This window comes from Methylocaldum marinum (assembly GCF_003584645.1).
In the GTDB taxonomy this organism is placed as follows: domain Bacteria; phylum Pseudomonadota; class Gammaproteobacteria; order Methylococcales; family Methylococcaceae; genus Methylocaldum; species Methylocaldum marinum.
The window spans coordinates 5,278,874-5,297,022 of sequence record NZ_AP017928.1 but is presented as its reverse complement, the minus strand read 5'-3'; the positions used below and the strand labels follow the sequence as shown (position 1 = coordinate 5,297,022).

Below are 18,149 nucleotides of genomic sequence, written 5' to 3'. Positions count from 1 at the left end.
TGCTCTGTAGGTATTGCTCCATCTCGGGAGAGAAATTGATGTGCATGTGTAGCCTTATCATGGATAAGGAATATCCATAATACATACGTGAGCTAATCCCTTTAAGCAAGGGGTTCGAGGGGGGTGTCAAGTTAACTGTGTAACTGGGGTTAGTTCATAGGGTAACTCGATTACCAAAGAGGATCACGAAGTGGTTCAACGCCCGTTTCCAATCCTGGATCGGCATGGTCCATTTCTTCTCGATCCGCTGCAGTCCCAGATACAGGACTTTCAGAATCGCCTCATCGTTCGGAAACGCGCCGCGGGTCTTGAGCAGCTTGCGCAGGCTGAAGTTGAGTGATTCGATCGCGTTGGTGGTATACAGCACTTTGCGGATCTCCGGCGGATAATCGAAAAACACAGTCAAGCGCGTCCAATCCGCCCGCCAGCTTTGGCTGATGGCTGGGTACTTCGCGTCCCAGGTGTCCGCAAACCGCGCCAGGGCAGCTTCGGCCTCGGTCAAGGTCGCGGCGCCATAAATCGCCCGCAGGTCTTTCGCCACCGCCTTGCGCTCCTTCCAGGTGACATACTGCAGGCTGTGGCGCACCTTATGGACGATACACCGTTGGACCTGGATGTTGGGAAACACGGTTTCAATCGCTTCCGGCAGTCCCTTGAGGCCGTCGACACAGGCGATAAAGCCATCCTGAACGCCTCGGTTCTTCAACTCGGTAAAGACCGACAGCCAGAACTTGGCGCCTTCTGTGTCCGCGATCCAAAGGCCCAGCCGCTCCTTTTCGCCTTGCAGATTGACGCCCAAAGCGAGATAGACCGCCTTGTTCTTGACCGGTCCCGCTTCGCGTGATTTGACGGTCAAAGCGTCGAAATACAGGATCGGATACACCGACGCCAAGGGCCGGCTCTGCCATGCCTTCACGTCCGCCAACACCGATTCGGTCACGTTGGAGATGAGCGTCGGCGAGACTTCCACGCCATACAGTTCTTCCAGATGCCCCTGAATACCACGGGTGGATAAGCCCCGCGCATACAGCGCCAGAACCTTCTCATCAAATCCTTCGAGCCGGCGTTGGCGCTTGGAAACCAGTTGCGGCTCGAAGTCTCCGTTGCGATCCCGCGGGACCTCAATCGCCAAGGGTCCGGTTTCCGTTTGAATCGTCTTCGCCGACTTGCCGTTGCGAGAATTACCGCTGCCGCGCCCTTCCGGCGCATGGGGGGCATAGCCCAAATGGGCGGTCATCTCCGCCTCCAACGCCCGTTCCACCAGACGCCGGGTCAGCTGCTTGAGCAAGCCGTGTTCCCCCAGAATGTCTTTCGGATTCGTATAGCCTTTGAGCAATTCATCCAATAAGGCGTCTTGTTTGGCTGTGTCACTGGTCATGTTTTAGTCTCTTTTTCTGGCTGATTTTACAAACCAGTTACACAGTTCTTTTTACACCCTCGGTTCGAAGCATCCGCGTATCGCCGTGTTTGCAGTACCCGCGCACGCATAACAGGATCATTTCGGGCGCAAGTGCCGCCACCCGCATGTCGCACCCACTCGAGACCATTCTTGTCCGACAACAAAGTGTTTGCAACAGAGCCGAGCCGATATCGAACTTGCACCACATCAACTACGAGTTGCAGTTCCTGAGGACATCCCCCCGATCGCCAAGGCAGCGATCACCATTGGCGTGAGAGCTGACATCAACCCGGCCGTTGCCGCGAACACCGTTGACGACGCTCAATACATCATCACCGGCCACCTCTCACGATGTCTCGACCCGAATTACCATTCACCAGATCCCGACCGGCTCCGCCCTCAAGCAGATCGTCATCCGGGCCGCCCGAAAGCGTATCGTTGCGCGAGCCGCCCTGAAGTCGATCGTTGCCGGCATCACCCGAGATCACGTCGCGGCCGGAGCCGCCATTGACAACATCATCCCCCGAGCCTCCTCGGATCACATCATTACCGGGGCCACCGCAAATGAGATCCCCGCCACGACCACATCGCCTTTTTCAAGCGTCGTGGCATAGTTCGTCCGCCTGAATCGGATCCGGGTCGGCGTTCGATCTCTCAACCGTTTCCGTGAGCGATCGCCCGAACGGCAGTGATTTCCATGCGGCATCCAGCGCGGGCTACCGGCCCGGATACGCAATCGTCATTTCCAATCGAGTCGCGGACCACCTTTGTCATCCAAATCCTACACAAAAATCAGCCTGGGCCGACAAGACTTTTCGGGCCTGTTGCAGGAAGATAACGCGCCGTCGGATCGTACGAACACCCAACACCGCAAGCCCCGCGATTTTCACCCGCCCAAGGCCCCCATGCGCGACTACCTTTTCAACGAAGGCTGCCTCGACCTCGACCCGGTGCGGTTCACCGACCGCACCGCCAATATCCTCATCCTCGGCGCGCCCGAGACCTCCGGGTTCAACCTCACGATCGCCCGCGACCGCTTCGAACCCGGCGAGGCCTTGCCGGCCTATGTGACGCGCCAGATCGGGGTGATGGCGAAAAACATCAAGGGCCACAAGGTTCTCCGGCGCGGCGCGTGTGTCCTCGGCGCGGGCGAAGCGGCGCTCGCCGGCGAATTCATCGACGCCACCCAGCCCGCCGCCGGCCAAACCTTCTTTCAGCGCCAGGCCGCCTTTGCCCTGGGCGAACCGTTCCGAGGCCGCGTCCTGGTGTTTTCCGCCACCCGCAAGCGGCCGTTCGATGCCGAGTTCGACGCGCACTGGTCCGCGCTCCTGGCCGGTTTCCGGCCGCGCGCGCCCGCGCCCTAGGCGACCGCGACCCGCATGTACGAAGCCGCCCGCCTCGGGGACGGGGTCGAACATACCAGCGCGCTCGCCGGCTTTCTGATCGGGGCGCTCCTCGGCGTGGCGCTGATCGCGACGGTCGCCTTCGCCACCTTCACCTGCGGTTTCGGCGCGGTGCTGCTGGCGGGGCTCGCGGCGGGCATCGGCGCCAGCGCGATCCTGAGCGCCTCGGAAGCCATCGGCCGGGCCATGAGCAGCCGGGCCGGCGCCATCACCCGCGGCTCGCCCAACGTGTTCATCAATGGGCGGGCGGCGGCCTTCGTCCAGCGCAGCACCGTCAGTTGCGGCCGGGATTCGCCGCAGCAGGTGATGGCGGAAGGCTCCGGCAACGTCTACATCAACGGCCTCCCGGCGGTCCGCCGCGGCGACAGCACCACCTGCGACGGCAAGGTGGCGGAGCATTCGAACAACGTGCACATCGGCGGCGGCCGGGTGCAGTACCTGCCGATCGCGCGGGAAGTGCCCGATTGGCTGCGCACCGCCGTGGACTGGACGTTCGCCCTGGCCGGCCTGGTCGGCGGTCTCGCCGGCATGATCCGGGCGGCCGGCGGGGCGTCGGTGCGCGCCCTCGCGCCGTGCGCCGCGAAGTACGTCGCCGGCTTCGTCGCCGGGGAAGCGGCCGGCCGCTATCTCCTCGGACCCGCCGTCGATCGCGTGGTGGGCGGCCTGATCGGGCATCCGGTGCAGATCGCCGGCGGACAGAAGCTGCTGCTCGCCCACGACGAGACCGACTTCGCGCTCATCGCCCCGCTGCCCCTCACCGCCGCCCGCTTCTACAGCAGCGCGCTGGACGATGGGAGCGCGCTCGGGCGCGGCTGGCGGCTGCCCTGGGAAATCAGCCTGGCGGTGGGCGAGGACCACGTCACCTACACCGACGCCCAGGGCCGCGCCATCGTCTTCCCCCGGGTGCCGCGCGGCGAGAAGCTGTTCGCGCCGGCGGAACAGCTCTTTCTCGGGCACCTGCGCGACGGCCGCTGGGTGATCAGCGACCTGGCCGAACGCCACTACGCCTTCAGTCCGGCCCCGCCCGGTTCGCCGACCACCCACCAGCTCACCCGCATCGAGGACAACCGCGCCAATGCCATCGTGCTGGAGCGGGACGCCACCGGGACCCCGGTGGCGCTGACCGACACCGTCGGCCATCGGCTCGCCCTGCATTACGCCGCAATCGGTGATCAGGGCCCGCGCCGCCTCATCGCCATCGAACGCCTCGCCGGCGGGCCGGTCGCGACCCTGGTCCGCTACGCCTACGACGCGCAGGGCCGGCTGATCGCGGTGCGCGACGCCCTCGACCGGGTCACCCGCCGCTTCGCCTGGGGCGACACGGGCGCCGAGGCCGGGCTGATGATCGCCCACCGCAACGCCCTGGGACTGACCGGCCGCTACCGCTGGGAAACGATCGACGGCCAGCCGCGGGTGGTCGAACACACGACCGGTGACGGCGAGCACTATCGCTTCCAGTACGACGTTGCCGCCCGCCGCGCCATCGCGGCAGACCTCGGCGACCCCGAAAACCCGCTCGAGGCCCACTGGACCTGGGACGACCACCGCCAGATCACCGCCTATCACGACTTCGACGGCCGCCGCTACGCCATGGCCTATGACGCCGGCGGTCACCTGGTGCGGCTCGACCTGCCGGGCGACCCCGAGAGCCCGCGCACGGTGCGGTTCGAATACGACGCCCTCGGCCGGATCGTCGCCGAAACCGATCCCGAGGGGCTCCGCACCGAACGCAGCTTCGCGCCCGACAGCCTGCGCCTGCAATCGGAAACCGGGCCGGACGGCAGCACCTGGCAGGCGGTGTACGAGCCCCACTGCGGCGTCCTCCTGCAAACGATCGACGCCCTCGGCCACAAAACCGAGTACACCTGGGAACACCTGCGCGGCCCTTCGATCATCACCGATCCCCAGGGCCACACCGTGCGGCTGGACTGGGATGCGCGCGGCCAGCTCCAGGCCCGCACCGACTGTTCCGGCAAGACCCGGCGCTACGCCTACGACGAGGCCGGCCGGCTCATCGCCGAAACCGACGCCCTCGGCCGGACCACCCGCTATACCCTCGATGCGCTCGGCCAGGTGCTCGCCGTTACCCACCCCGACGGCCGCCGCGAAGGCTTCGTTTGGGACGCCCTGGGCCAGTTGATCCGCCATACCGATAGCGCCGGCCACACCCAGATTTGGCAGCGCGACGCCCGCGGCCGGGTCCTCTGCCATACCGATGCCGAAGGCCGGACCCTCCACGCCCGCTACAACGCCCGCCAACAGCTCGACGAGCTGCGCCGGGGCGACAGCCGCTATCGCTTTCGCTACGACCCCGTCGGACGCCTCGTCGCCGAGCAGCGCCCCGACGGCCTCGAAATCCACCTCCGCTACGCCGCCGCCGGCACCCTGGCGCGCCGCGACGAGCGCGGCAGCGGACCGGAGCAGCCCGTCCGCAGCCGGCGCTACGACTACGACCGCAACGGCCGCCTCACCGCCCAGCACGACGCCACCGCCACCACCCGCTACACCTGGACCCCCGGCGGACAGCTTGACAGCGCCCGCCGCATCCCGACCGAAAAGGGAATGGTCCTGGGCCTCACCGAAGACAGCGTGCGCTTCACCTACGATGCCCTCGGGCGGCTCCTCACCGAGACCGGCGCCGCGGGCGAACTCGCCCGGGACTGGGACAGTCTCTCCAACCTCCGGAGCCTCACCCTGCCGCAAGGCCAGACCCTCGGCTATCTCCGCTACGGTTCCGGGCACGTGCACGGCATCACCTTCGACGGCGCCGAGATCGTCCAGTTCGAGCGTGACGACCTGCACCGGGAAGTCCTCCGCCGCCAGGGCGCGCTAACCACCTGCAGCGGCTATGACGCCCGCGGCCGGCTGAGCTGGCAGGGCGTCACGGTCGGCGACCCGCGGCGGACCGACACGCTCGACCCCGACGCCCTGATCGGCCGCCGCTACGCCTACACCGACGCCGGCGAACTCGACTGTATCCACGACTGCCGGCGCGGCGACAGCCGTTATCACTACGACCGCGCCGGTCGCTTGACCCAGGCCGGCACCCTGAGCCCCACGCTCGGCTACAGCCAGGAACGCTTCGCCTGGGATGCCGCCGACAACCTCGTGCAGCTCGGCGACCCACCCGTCCCGGGGAACCGGCTCGGCACCTGGCGAGGCCACCGCGGTGAAGCCTTACGCTACGCGTACGACCCCTTCGGCCGACTGACGGCCAAGCACACCCCGGCCGGCGTCCAGCGCTTCACCTGGGACGACCAGGACCAGCTGATCGCGGTCGAAGACGGGCGCGGTATCACCCGTTTCGCCTACGATCCCCTGGGCCGGCGCACCGCCAAGTGGCACGAACCCAAATCGCCCGGCCGCTACATCGGCGACCCGCACACGCCGGGCAAGACCCGCTTCGTCTGGGAAGGGCTCCGGCTGCTCCAGGCGATCACCGAGGACGCGCGCGGCACCCAGGTCCGCACCTGGGCCTACGACCCCGCAGGCGGCAGTGGCTACACGCCCATCGCCGCCATCGACCAGGGCCTCGGCCCCGACCGCGAAGTCGGCCCGCCGATGGTTTACCCGGTTCACACCGACCACCTCGGGACGCCCCAGGAGCTCACCGACGCCGACGGCCGGATCGCCTGGAGCGCCCGCTACAGTGCCTGGGGCGGGCGGCGCGGCCCGGTCCTGCTCGAAGCCGACCGGCCAACCCCGTTCGCCACCGACTGTCCCCTGCGCTACCCCGGCCAATACGCCGACGACGAAACCGGGCTGCACTACAACACCTTCCGGTACTATGATCCGGAGATCGGGCGCTTCATCAGCCCGGACCCGGTTGGGTTGGCCGGCGGGTTCAATCTTTATCAGTATGCGCCGAATCCGGTCTCGTGGGTGGACCCGTTGGGTTGGGTGCACGAATCTACGCCTGGCTACAACGTCTATGGTCTGTTTGACAAAGTGGCCAACGAGCCCTATTACGTCGGCATCACCGACGATTTGGCTCGGAGAAGAGCAGAACATCTGAAGTCAGGGCGTCTCAGTTACGGAACGGAGTTGCGTCCGTTGGACAGGAACGTTATGTATGGCCAGGCGCGGGGATTTGAACAGGCATATATTGAACACTACGGGACAAAAACCGGTGTGATCGGCGAAGAGATATCAAGTTCCAACCGTGGGAACAAGGTTAACTCGTTTGACCACGGAAGCACCGCCCGAAGTCCAACACGCCAGGCGAATTTCGAAAGCCACTACCAATCAAAAACAAACAGCTTAACCGGAGGCTGCTAATGAACAAGCTAAAGATCCATGGCTGGAACGCCAAGCCACGGACAATGCTTCGTTATATAAAGCCGGGCGACATCTTCCTGTTTCGCCTAAATGAAGAGCGTTTTGGAATAGGGCGTGTTTTGTCTAAGGTAGATCTTGGACACGTTGTTGAGTTTTTTCACGAAGTTCTAGAGCAGCCAGTCGTTGATTCTGACGTGGTCAGGCGTGCTCATAGAGTTGGGGCGCCAATCATTATCGACTCATACAGCTTATTTGACAAAAAGCTCGAGGGTGACTGGCGTATCGTTGCACACCAGGAGAACTTTTCACCTTTGGGTAACGAAGGAACTTACTTTGCGTATGGTGCTGGCAATTCTTGGAAGAAGGTCGACATCTTCGGAAACGAAGAGCCGATTAGCGAGTCGGAAGCCAAAAAGCTGGTTCCGTACAGTCCTCGGGGAGACTTTGAGGTCAAGGAAATGCTCACTTCTCTGACAAAGTGACTGCATGCAAGGGAATGGCCGCTCACTAAAGACGATACGATTGCATCGCCATTTTTGGCAAAACCTTTTGGGACTTCCCAGTCACCCAAAGGAGCCAATTGTGGCGACGAGTAGTGCCTTCGGCGGCCCGCGTTCGTCCTGCGTCCGCCACGCCCGCGTACTCCGCTTCGCTACGCACGCCGGCACGGCTCCCACAATGACTTGACGCCGTGTCGGTGGCCTTCTGTTTTGTCTCCGCCTCCGTTCTCACTCCGACTCCGACAAAACAGCCGGCCCTACGGCTACGCGGGGGTCGTCGCACTTCGCTCCGCTGCCGCTACGCTTCCTGTGCTCCTTCTTTGATGAATTCCTGATGCCTTATGGGAAAACATAGGTTTGGGGGCCAGTTTTTACATTCCAATATCGGATCCTAAGCCGTACTTTTGGCTCTATCGAAGGAATAACGGGCCAGTAACTTCGGCCGGTTGACGGCCAAGCACACCCCGGCCGGCGTCCAGCGCTTCACCTGGGACGACCAGGACCAGCTGATCGCGGTCGAAGACGGGCGCGGTATCACCCGTTTCGCCTACGATCCTTTGGGCCGGCGCACCGCCAAGTGGCACGAACCCAAAACGCCCGGCCGCTACATCGGCGACCCGCACACGCCGGGCAAGACCCGCTTCGTCTGGGACGGGCTCCGGCTGCGTCAGGCGCTCACCGAGGACGCGCATGGCATCCAGATCCGCACCTGGCTCTACGACCCCGCGGGCGGCGGCTACACGCCCATCGCCGCCATCGACCAGAGCCTCGGCCCCGACGAAGGGGTTGGCCCGCCCCTGATCTACCCGGTCCACACTGACTCCCTCGGGACGCCCCGGGAACTCACCGACGCCGATGGCCGGATCGCCTGGAGCGCCCGCTACCGCGCCTGGGGCGAGCGGCTCGGCCCGGTCCTGCTCGAAGCCGACCGGCCAACCCCCTTCGCCACCGACTGTCCCCTGCGCTACCCCGGCCAATACGCCGACGACGAGACCGGGCTGCACTACAATACCTTCCGGTACTATGATCCCGAGATCGGACGGTTCATCAGCCAGAACCCGATTGGCTTGGAGGGCGGGTTGAATCTGTACCCTCTTCAGGCAGCTTGCCGCGCCAACCGTTCCATAATCAGCTCCGCGGCGAGACGGCCGGTCTGAGCGGCGCCGTTCATGAAGCCGTAATAGGCATCGCTCAGGTGCTCGCCGATGAAAATTAGGTCGTTGAAGTAAACCTGTTGCCGCTCGGCCGGATTATCGGATTCGATCCACAGCAGACTGCCGAAGCGCGTCAGCTGACCGGGTTTGTAATTGGCATAGCCCCCGAGCGTATACCGGTTCCTGGTCCAGGCTGTCTTCACGAATCTGCCCGTAGCCTCCTCTGCCGCACCCGGAAGGAAAGCGTCCAGAGCCTTCACGAACCTCTGCCCTACGCTCCGGGGCTTTCCAAGTTGACGAGCCTGATCGCCGCCGACGAAAAAGTTAAGAGCACCGTCCGCACGATCGGGCTGACGCTGGGTTTCGTCCCAAGCCTCGGAGAAGCCGAAGTCCCCCCAGGCCGCTTCGGTAAAGCCGCCGGACCGGCGCCAAAAGCGCGTATTGAAGCCGGCGATGAGTTTTTCGTTTGCCCCCAGCTCAGCCTCACGTATGAACCTTCGCAGGAGCTTCGGCAAGGGTACCTGAAGTCTTACCCCGGCAAGCACCGGAAAAGGTACGGCCAGAATGACGATATCCGCCTCCGCCCTCGACTGATCGGCGAACAGGAGTTCATATCTGCCCCGCCGTTGGTCGATAGCCACCAATGCCTTGCCGAGAGCGATCCGCCCTTGCAGAGCGTCGCCCAGGGCGCGGGTGATTTGGGCGCTGCCACCGACCACCGAATAGGTTTCGTCGCTGTAGCTCAACAAGTCCACGTGTTCCCCGTCGACTACCGGTAACAGGAAGATCAACTGGAGCGCAGACGAATCGCGGGGTTCAGCGCCATATTCGACGCGGATCGCCTGCTCCAGCAGGTTACGCACATAGGTTTGCGGGATCTTGTCGAAATGGAGGTCCAAGTAATCGGACACCGACATACGATCCAGAGCCGGGGCATAAGTATCCCAATCTTCGTCGATCAGGGCGGCATCTTCGGTAATTTGAGCAGCTATCGCGCGCAAGTCGTTCGCCAACTCTGCCGCGCCATGGGCAACGCCCTCCAGAAAATAGGCCTCGCGAGGAAAAGGAACGCCTGCCGCATCCGCATGGCGGTCGAAAAGCTCAATGCCGAATTCGTGAACGAGCGCCAGCATGTCGGCATGATCAGTGTTGATGAGTTCGGCGCCGAAATCCACCACCATTCCTTCGGCGAGGGCGCGGCCGGAATGAACTCGCCCGCCCACGCGGTTGCGAGCCTCATAGACCCTGGCGGCAATGCCTGTTTTTTGAAGCTGGTAGGCAGTATTCAAGCCGGCAAGTCCGGCACCGACCACGGCGACCTCAGGCACGGGAGGCCTCGGATGGGCGAATGCGGATTTCGGCAACAGGCTTTCGGCTAGACCAGCAGCACCGGCCACCGCGGTCGCTTTGACGAAGCGCCGGCGGGTCCACCCGGGCGAACGTGGAACCGGCAGGGAACAGCCCTGTTCCAGGCAGTTTTTGCGGCGGGCATCCTGAAGGGCGAGAACCAGTCTTCGAATCAGCGCAGTGTGCGCCATGGCAGTCTCCTTATGCGTTAGCTTTTAGAGGTACAGGAAAGGCCCGGACGAACCATCGCTTTGGCGCCGAAGTCCGATCCAATTGTTGAGAAATCATGCGAGGAGCGTGCGGCTCCAGTGCTTACTACCGTTTTCCATCGATCAAAGGGGTGATTGAAAGAGGAAGACACTGCATTTGGATTTCTTTTCTGCGATGAATCCTTACCCGGGAAATGGCGACCAGACAGGAGAAAAATCATCTGCCGGATGACTGGTCAGGCGCCGCTCGTCACGACCATCGGCGTCTATGACGTAGATTTTCATATTGCCGTCGCGGTTTGACGTGAAAGCGATCTTTTGTCCATTCGGAGACCAGGCCGATCGGAATTGTATGTCCTATTGGTCAAGCGCATTAAATTTCGTTATTAGTGATGAAGTTCAGCTACGGCGACGGAAAGAGAATATAAGGTTTTAATACCCAGTATGGCGGCCATCGGAGTCCCGTCTGTATTGGCTCGGTCTCCTGAGCCCGCCTCCACGATCAAGCACCCTTTTCCCTTGCCATATCCATTACCAAGCCGAGGGCAGGCCTGATAAACTCGCCCATCGCGGCAGTCTCATGACAGCCACGGGATCACAGTGGATGCGCCATGTCATCAACTAAGGCGCCGATGCCCCGGTCGGACCGTGCCCGAAATTCGATGGTCAATAATAAGGAGTTATCATGATCGCGCCGAACGCTCAAACCTTCGGTTTACCGCAGAGTCTCATTATCCCTATCGCTGCAGCCAGCATTGCCGCCATTGAGCGCTATGTCGGCAGGGTGAAGCAGCAGATCGATGCCCGCAATGGTTGGCCCAGTGCGCTGTGTGTGATTCCGCATCATTATCCCGTACAGACCGAACCAAACGTCGGATTGTGGACACAGGCGTCAGCACCGGTTTACCAAGCGCGGTTGCATCCCGATAAACAAGTCTGGGTACATGTAGATTACGGGGGTTATAAGGATGCATATGCGCGATTCGGTATGCCCCCCGTTCCGGCAGGTTATTTCCTGGACCACATCCAGAACCGCGTGGCCATCCGTTTGCGCGGGTACTCCCACCCTTATCTTCGGCTGTGCCCGGTTTCCCGGCAGGTCAATACCAGCGGCGGGCATCGTGCCGGCGGCGAGGGTATGGAAAAGGATTTTCTGCGCGGACTCAAGAACGAGTCACCCGCGTTACAGGCCAAGGTCGCCCAAGCCCTGGCAGCGCCCATCGTCTATGCCGACCCCATGGACCTTACCAAGATGCTGAACATCCCGCCGGGCACTTCGATTTTGTCGGGCGTACGGGATACACAGGGTCTGTTTTACCCTTAAACCTGGAAGCGGAGCTCAGGACCGGCCCTTCGACTGCGCTCAGGACAGGCTTGCCGGGCGACCCGCCCACCGCACCCTTTAGCACGTCGAACTGCCGTTTCTAGGTTGAACCACGCCGGAAGAATGTGACGGGATAGTTCCAAGATCGGAGCCGTACGAGACCGGCTCCCGGTGCTCGCGACGAAGCTTAGAACTTCTGTTTTGTTTTAGGTGTCTCTTTCTCTGCACTAACGCAAAGTCGCGGCCATGAGACTCTGGAGTCTGCATCCGAAATATCTCGACCCGATGGGTCTCGTCACCTTATGGCGAGAGGGACTCCTAGCCCAGGCCGTACTTGAGGGAAAGACAAAGGGCTACGTGCATCACCCACAGCTTCACCGTTTTCGCGATCAGTCGAACCCGGTCGGATTCATTGCCGACTACCTGAGAGTGATCCATGCGGAGGCGGCGGGCCGCGGCTACCGGTTTGCGGCGACCAAGATCAGCCGCTCGCGGGCAGACGGCCAAATTGCCGTAACCCGCGGACAGTTGGACTTCGAGTGGCAACATCTGAGTAAGAAGCTGGAGACTCGCGATCCGAAGTGGCTGGCCGGAATCCGTCACATCCTTATCCCGGAGCCGCACCCGCTGTTTTACGCCGTGCCTGGCTGCATCGCCGAATGGGAGAAAGGGTGTCCGGCACCCCGCGACGGAATGCTGCCGGCCAGGGTCTGATGCTCGGAATCCCGGGTATGCCCTACCCCATCCCAACGGTCAACCCTCATGTCCGAGTCGAGAAAAAAAGCGGTCTTGCGCCTCTGCGCAAAACCGCTTTGCCCAGGTACTAGAGTACAAGCTTGGAGGATCGGAACCTTACAGTTTCAGCATCCCGGCGTCGATCGCCTCGCACACTTCCTTGCCCATCAGCTGTTTGGCGCAATCCATGATTTGCAGAATCACCCCGAAGATGCCCAGCGCGAACCAGCCGAATACGACAAAACCGTAATGCAGCGGCGCCACGAACAGCTCTTCCATGAACCAGAAGGTGTGCCCCCATTCGTTCAGGCCGACATTCGGAAGAATCATGAACGGCCCGATGGTGAAGACGATGTAGGGAAGCGAAAGTCCGACACTGAAGTAAGGCAAACGGGTTTTCGCGTAGAGAAACGAAGCGAAACCGGTGATGATGTAAATCGGATAGGACAGATAGAATTCAATGATGTGGCTGGGCGTAAAATCGGTATCCCTCACCACCGTTTGATGCCAGGTTGCATCCTGCTCGGTGAAGTAACTTCCGCCGAAATACACGGCCGTGGCATAAAGGCACAGCCATACCAGATGCGTCATGTTCCTGCGGAGGTTTTCGCGCGGCGTGAGGGCGGCAAGATTGCGGTCGCGGGTTTTCCATATATACCCCCACAGAAAAGCCGCTACGATGACCTCGATTACGATCTGGCTGTACAGGAAGTTCATCCAGTATGTCTCGAATTCCGGTGAAAACGAGTCCAGTCCGGCCGACCAGCCGTACACGCCCTCATACCAGCGTACCCAAACATAGAAGGCGCAATACAGTGCAATACCTACGAATAGGTTGCGTTTGTTGAGCAGCGGCGCATCGCTTTCCTGTGCGCCAACGGTAGAACCAACATCTACCTCTTGTTGAACATCGAAATCGCTAGTAGCCATCGTGCGCTCTCCTTAATTTTTTTGGAGCCAATAGAACTTTCTCGTTGTGTCGAGCAGGCCGGGGGCCGCTCGCGTTCGTTACAACGGCGAGGCCTCTCGGCGAGGGCCGGCCGTGGACGAAATCATAGAGAAAGAGGGTGGCGGGGATTTTGTTTCACGTCAGCCGTTGCGCGGCTCTAAACTGATCCAGGTCAGTTTTTCCGGGAAAAGCGGGGAGACTGGCGGGATGGGGATTATTGCGGGCAGAAGCGGAGCAAACCGTCCAGATCGAGAATGCGCACCATCTTGCCTTGGACCTGGATCAGCCCGGCTGCCTCGAATTGACTCACCAGGCGGCTTACGGTTTCCGGTGCCAGGCCGAGATAATTTCCGATGTCCTGGCGGGTCATGCTGAGGCGAAACTCGGTGGGCGAAAACCCGCGCGTCCTATAGCGTTCGGAAAGATGCGCCAGAAACGCCGCCAACCGTTCGTCGGCCTGGCGGCGGCTGAGGATGACCCGCTGGATTCCGAGTTGGAACTGGCTTCCGGAAAGCTGTAACAAGATCTGCGAAAGTTTGGGGATTTCCCGGCCCAAGCGTTCCAGCTGATGTGGCGGCAACTCGCAGTAGCTGACTGTTTCCAAGGCTATTGCGGAACAGGTATATCGCTCTCCGCTGAGTCCGTCGAAACCCAGCAGTTCACCCGGCATCACGAAGTCGACAATGTACTCGTTGCCCGAACCGTCTACGGTAACCAGCTTGACCGTTCCGGACTTCAGCGCCAGAAAGCGGTGAAACCATTCGCCGCTGTGATAGAGGTGATCGCCCTTGGACAGGGTGCGATGAGTTTTCACGATTCGGCTCACCAACTCCACCTCGTGCTCGCTAAGCCCTTGCGGAATACATAATCTGCCGAGGCTGCAAGACTCGCAACTGACCTGGGGCCGGCGCTTCGAGGAAAAAAGTTGCTTAAAGCTCATGAAGGATAATCAGTGTTTTTTAAATAAGGCTAAAGTTTGTAAGGTTTTCCGTCAATTTTATCGACCCGCTACTAACGACCATCGCATGAGCGTCCGAACGCCCGTTGCGCCACCCGCGGGCAGCAAACGAGGACAGCATCAACGGTGCGGCTAGCGCTGTCGATCAACGGCCCGGAACAGAGAGCGGACAGTTCGTCGCTGCAACGGACGGGATTCCCGAGCGATTTCCTCGACGGCAAATCCGAATTCTTCGCAGCCTCGGCTCACATGCATCAGGTAACGGCCAAAAACCCGCATCAAGAAGATCGAGCCGAACTCGCGGTATCCCATTCGGGACACCGATCTGAGCGAATCGAAATTGTGGGACTCGACATACGAGACCAGTCCCTTGTACCCCCTGTCGAGATAGTGTTGCAGAGCCAGCGTCATTCCGATCGCATGCAGTCGCTGTCCCCGGTAGCGTGTGTGGGTGAACCCTTTGTACATGTAGATGTAGTCGCGGTTGAAATGCAGCAACAGGTCCGGAGGATCGATACGGGTCGGGTGAAACGAGTACCAGCCGTACGAGGCGAGCCGGTTGCCATCGCAAATGCCGAAACACTCGTCGCCCTTTGACAGGGCCTCCTCTAGGAAGCTTTCCGACAGGTCGTTTTCAGGGTCAAGGGCGAATTCGCGCAGCATCTTCGCGGTAAGAAAGTGTGCGCGGTAGGGCTCCGGACAACTTGCAAACGCTTGATCCGCCGTCCTGATCGCCACTGCGCGCAAGATTCTGAATACCGTGACGAAATTGATCCCTCTCACCGAGAGGTTGTACAGTTCCTCGGCAAAAACGCGGCGCCCGCTGAAAGGGGAAAGGGTAACGATCCCTGTCTTGACCATTGCTTGCACCTCCTTGTCAACTTAGGACTCCCGTCAAGGATTTTGAACAGCGAACATCGTGTCCCGCGCCGGCAAGGGGTTGCCGAACCACGCTTCGATCTGTCGTCACTTCCGGACCCGTCCGTAGGCCGGAAGTCCCTTTTTCCGAGTCATGTGTTCCGGGTACGCCTCCGACTCGGCTCAGGATGGACTCGCCTTTGGGCTGCGCGCAGCCCTTCCCGCGCCACTTCTTAGACTCGGGAAGGGACGAAACTATTGCAACGAAAAGCGTATTTCAAGAAACTTGCGAACGTCACGCCTGACTAAGAAAGCCGGATATTTGCCTTTTATCGATACATGCCCCGACTTACAACCAGAGACCACAGCCGCGACAGCGCCGGCCTCACCTATGTCTACCCGGTCGTTTCCCGCCGTTCGGGCGGGCTCTCCATCGGCATCAATCTCAATCCCAACAACGCTTGCAACTGGCGTTGCGTTTACTGCCAGGTGCCGAATCTCGCCCGCGGCGGCGCCCCCGACATCGACGAAGAGCGTTTGCGGGCCGAGCTGGCCGGATTCCTGAACGATGTCCTGCGGGGCGATTTCTACGAACGGTTCCGGATTTCCAACGAACAGCGCGCCATCAAGGACATCGCCATTTCGGGGAACGGCGAACCGACCAGTTGCAAGACCTTCGACCGAATCGTCGAGCTGATCGGCGCGGTTTGCGGCGAGTTCGCCCTGCTCGGCAAGATCAAGCTGGTGCTGATCAGCAACGGCAGCCTGATGCACAGACCCGTCGTACAGGCGGGGCTAAAACGCTGGAACGAGTTCGGGGGAGAAGTCTGGTTCAAAGTGGACAGTGCGACGGCCGAGGGCATGCTCCGGATCAACCAAGTCAAGCTCTCCCCGGAGACCGTGCTGCGCAATCTGGAAACCAGTGCAAGGCTTTGTTCAACCTGGATTCAAACCTGCCTATTCGCATTCGACGGCGAGCCGCCTTCCGAAACGGAACTGGACGCATATCTGAATCTATTGGCCGAGCTCAAACGGCGACGCGTGCCGATCCGGGGCATCCTGCTCTACGGCCTTGCTCGCCCCTCGATGCAGGAGCAGGCGCCGCGGCTCTCGGCTTTGCCGGGGGCATTCCTGGATCGATTCGCCGAGTCCATTCGAGCGCTCGGCATGGCCGTCCGGGTGAACCGATGATTCAGCCCGGAAGAACACTCTTTCCGTGGGCTTACGAACTCTCGCTTCAAGCCTTATGAGAGAAACTCAAGCTTCTCAAACCGGGTTGCCAAACGGAAGTTTGAAACCATCTCAGATGGGTGGCGTTTCATTCGACGCATTACGCTAACGCTACTGCGCCCTACGCGGACTGTTGTAGGTCAGGAATCCTTTCCCGACGCCCTGCCCCGAACAAGCGCCTTCGTCGGCAAGGGATTGCCGACCTACAACCGTGCACCCGGTGTAGGTCGGGAATCCTTTCCCGACGCCATACGGTCCGGTCGAGCGCCTTCGTCGGCAACGGATTGCCGACCTACGACCGTGCATGTGTCCCGAAATCGAGAACACTGGGTTTCGTGCCTCAACCCGGACGACACATTTGGGCGGCTGGATCAGCTCGCCAACTCCGAGTATCTCGCCAGAATATAAGCCACGCACGCCGTCAGCTTCTTCGCATAGGGAATGTGCAGAAACTCGTTCGGCCCGTGGGCGTTGCTCTTGGGTCCCAGCACGCCGGTAATCAGGAATTGGGCTTCGGGGAATTGCTCGCCGAGCATGCCCATGAAGGGAATGCTGCCGCCCAGCCCCAGGTAAGCCGCATCGTGCCCGTAAAAGGTTTGCGAGGCCTCGCTCGTGGCCTGCTCCAGCCAGGGCGCCAGAGCGGGGGCGTCCCAGCCGGTTCCGGCCTGCTCGAACTCGACTGAAATCTCGGCGCCGTAGGGCGGATCAGCGGTCAGCACGCGCCGGACGACGTCCTGGGCCTTCAGGCTGTCCACCGTCGGCGGCAGGCGGAAGGAAAGCTTGAAGGCGGTATGCGCGCGCAGCACGTTGCCGGCCGATTTCAGCGGCGGCATGCCGTCCTGCCCCACCACCGAAAGCGTCGGCCGCCAGGTGTTGTTCAGCAGCAGTTCGGCCGGATCGTCGCTCACCGGACGGAGCGTCGGCACCGCGCTGAAGCTTTCGAGCAGGCGGCCGCCCAGTATCGCCGCCGCCGCTTGCGCCTGCTCCCGGCGCTGCACCGGAATTTCGGCATGGAGTTCCGGCAGGCGAATGGCGCCGGTCGCGGTTTCATCCAGGCGCTCCAGCAACTGGCGCATGATCCGCATGGACGAAGGCACGATGCCGCTGGCGATACCCGAATGGGCGGATTCGGTCAGCACCTTCACGTCGACGATACAGCTCACCAGGCCGCGCAGCGAGGTGGTCGACCACAGTCGCTCATAGTCGCCGGCCCCGGAATCGAGCGCGATCACCAGTTCAGGCTTGCCGATCAGATGGGCATAGCGTTCAAGATAAGGCGGCAAATCGGGCGATCCGCTTTCCTCCGAGAACTCGATCAGAATCACGATGCGAGGGCGCTTGTGCCCTTCGAGCGCGTTCACGGCGGCGATGGCGGCAAACAGCGCATAACCGTCGTCCGCGCCGCCCCGCCCGTACAGCTTGTCGTCCTTGAGCACCGGCGTCCAGGGGCCGAAACCCTCGTGCCAGCCTTCCATTTCCGGCTGCTTGTCCAGATGGCCGTAGATCAGCACCGTCTTGTCCAGATCCCCCGGAACGTGCCAAAGCAACAGCGGCGTTCGGCCGGGAATGCCGAGATCGTGCAGGGTCCACCCCGGAATCGGATGCCGGTGCAGCCACTCCGCCGCCAGCCGGCGCACCCGTTCCATATGGCCGTTCGCCTGCCAATCGGGGTCGAACGCAACCGAGAGGTTGGGAATCTTGATGTAATCGATGAGCGTCGGCAGGATCTCGCGATCCCAGAAGTCATCGATGGATAGCCGCAGTGCGTCAGGGTGAATGGTCATCGGTGTGTCTTCTCGCAGGGT

General features: G+C 61.5%; 15 protein-coding genes. 9 read left to right on the top strand and 6 right to left on the bottom strand.

The genetic code is table 11. The features are described 5' to 3' along the window. Window positions 1-154: 154 nt before the first annotated feature. Window positions 155-1,378, bottom strand: a complete 1,224-nt coding sequence (locus tag sS8_RS23645) for an IS256 family transposase (protein WP_119631928.1) — start codon at window positions 1,376-1,378, stop codon at window positions 155-157. A 332-nt stretch (window positions 1,379-1,710) separates the two neighbouring features. Here sS8_RS23645 and sS8_RS30190 point away from each other — a divergent pair, with 332 nt between their 5' ends. From sS8_RS30190 to sS8_RS23615, 5 genes are all read left to right on the top strand, one after another. Then, window positions 1,711-2,013 carry a hypothetical protein gene (locus sS8_RS30190; RefSeq protein ID WP_232020408.1) on the top strand — a complete coding sequence of 101 codons (303 nt, stop codon included), beginning with the start codon at window positions 1,711-1,713 and terminating at the stop codon, window positions 2,011-2,013. A gap of 153 nt (window positions 2,014-2,166) precedes the next feature. Continuing rightward, window positions 2,167-2,763, top strand: coding sequence for a DcrB-related protein (locus sS8_RS23630; RefSeq protein ID WP_119631926.1), 597 nt, complete (start codon window positions 2,167-2,169; stop codon window positions 2,761-2,763). Window positions 2,764-2,778: 15 nt separating this feature from the next. Further along, window positions 2,779-7,080: an RHS repeat-associated core domain-containing protein gene (locus tag sS8_RS23625; RefSeq protein ID WP_119631925.1), complete on the top strand. Its 4,302-nt coding sequence runs from the start codon at window positions 2,779-2,781 to the stop codon at window positions 7,078-7,080. Beyond that, window positions 7,080-7,562: an Imm26 family immunity protein gene (locus sS8_RS23620; RefSeq protein WP_119631924.1), complete on the top strand. Its 483-nt coding sequence runs from the start codon at window positions 7,080-7,082 to the stop codon at window positions 7,560-7,562. The genes sS8_RS23625 and sS8_RS23620 overlap by 1 nt, the downstream gene beginning before the upstream one ends. Window positions 7,563-8,026: 464 nt before the next feature. Next, window positions 8,027-8,737, top strand: a complete 711-nt coding sequence (locus sS8_RS23615) for an RHS repeat domain-containing protein (protein WP_119631923.1) — start codon at window positions 8,027-8,029, stop codon at window positions 8,735-8,737. Here the strand turns inward: sS8_RS23615 and sS8_RS23610 are convergent. Next, window positions 8,677-10,272, bottom strand: a complete 1,596-nt coding sequence (locus tag sS8_RS23610) for a flavin monoamine oxidase family protein (protein ID WP_119631922.1) — start codon at window positions 10,270-10,272, stop codon at window positions 8,677-8,679. The two genes, sS8_RS23615 and sS8_RS23610, sit on opposite strands and share 61 nt — an antisense overlap. Before the next feature lie 153 nt (window positions 10,273-10,425). Between sS8_RS23610 and sS8_RS29365 the strand changes: the two genes are divergently transcribed. The 3 genes from sS8_RS29365 to sS8_RS23595 all read left to right on the top strand — a co-directional run bounded on the left by sS8_RS29365 (window position 10,426) and on the right by sS8_RS23595 (window position 12,328). After that, a complete protein-coding gene (locus tag sS8_RS29365) occupies window positions 10,426-10,593 on the top strand; it encodes a hypothetical protein (protein WP_232020407.1) in 168 nt (55 codons plus the stop codon). A gap of 382 nt (window positions 10,594-10,975) precedes the next feature. Then, window positions 10,976-11,614, top strand: coding sequence for a hypothetical protein (locus sS8_RS23600; protein WP_119631920.1), 639 nt, complete (start codon window positions 10,976-10,978; stop codon window positions 11,612-11,614). A 246-nt stretch (window positions 11,615-11,860) separates the two neighbouring features. After that, window positions 11,861-12,328 carry a pyrimidine dimer DNA glycosylase/endonuclease V gene (locus tag sS8_RS23595; RefSeq protein ID WP_119631919.1) on the top strand — a complete coding sequence of 156 codons (468 nt, stop codon included), beginning with the start codon at window positions 11,861-11,863 and terminating at the stop codon, window positions 12,326-12,328. Window positions 12,329-12,466: 138 nt separating this feature from the next. Here sS8_RS23595 and amoC read toward each other — a convergent pair whose 3' ends face one another. The 3 genes from amoC to sS8_RS23580 all read right to left on the bottom strand — a co-directional run bounded on the left by amoC (window position 12,467) and on the right by sS8_RS23580 (window position 15,117). Continuing rightward, window positions 12,467-13,279, bottom strand: a complete 813-nt coding sequence (gene amoC, locus sS8_RS23590) for a bacterial ammonia monooxygenase, subunit AmoC (protein ID WP_119631918.1) — start codon at window positions 13,277-13,279, stop codon at window positions 12,467-12,469. 233 nt (window positions 13,280-13,512) lie between these two features. Then, complete coding sequence (locus sS8_RS23585) at window positions 13,513-14,112, bottom strand: helix-turn-helix domain-containing protein (RefSeq protein WP_232020406.1); 600 nt, start codon at window positions 14,110-14,112, stop codon at window positions 13,513-13,515. A 276-nt stretch (window positions 14,113-14,388) separates the two neighbouring features. Beyond that, complete coding sequence (locus sS8_RS23580) at window positions 14,389-15,117, bottom strand: GNAT family acetyltransferase (protein WP_119631916.1); 729 nt, start codon at window positions 15,115-15,117, stop codon at window positions 14,389-14,391. A 336-nt stretch (window positions 15,118-15,453) separates the two neighbouring features. On the opposite strand from sS8_RS23580, the gene sS8_RS23575 reads away from it, so the two are divergent. Continuing rightward, window positions 15,454-16,305 (top strand): radical SAM protein, encoded by an 852-nt coding sequence (locus sS8_RS23575; RefSeq protein ID WP_119631915.1) that lies wholly within the window; start codon window positions 15,454-15,456, stop codon window positions 16,303-16,305. Window positions 16,306-16,715: 410 nt separating this feature from the next. Here sS8_RS23575 and sS8_RS23570 read toward each other — a convergent pair whose 3' ends face one another. Then, window positions 16,716-18,128, bottom strand: a complete 1,413-nt coding sequence (locus tag sS8_RS23570) for a M20/M25/M40 family metallo-hydrolase (RefSeq protein WP_119631914.1) — start codon at window positions 18,126-18,128, stop codon at window positions 16,716-16,718. Window positions 18,129-18,149: the final 21 nt, after the last annotated feature.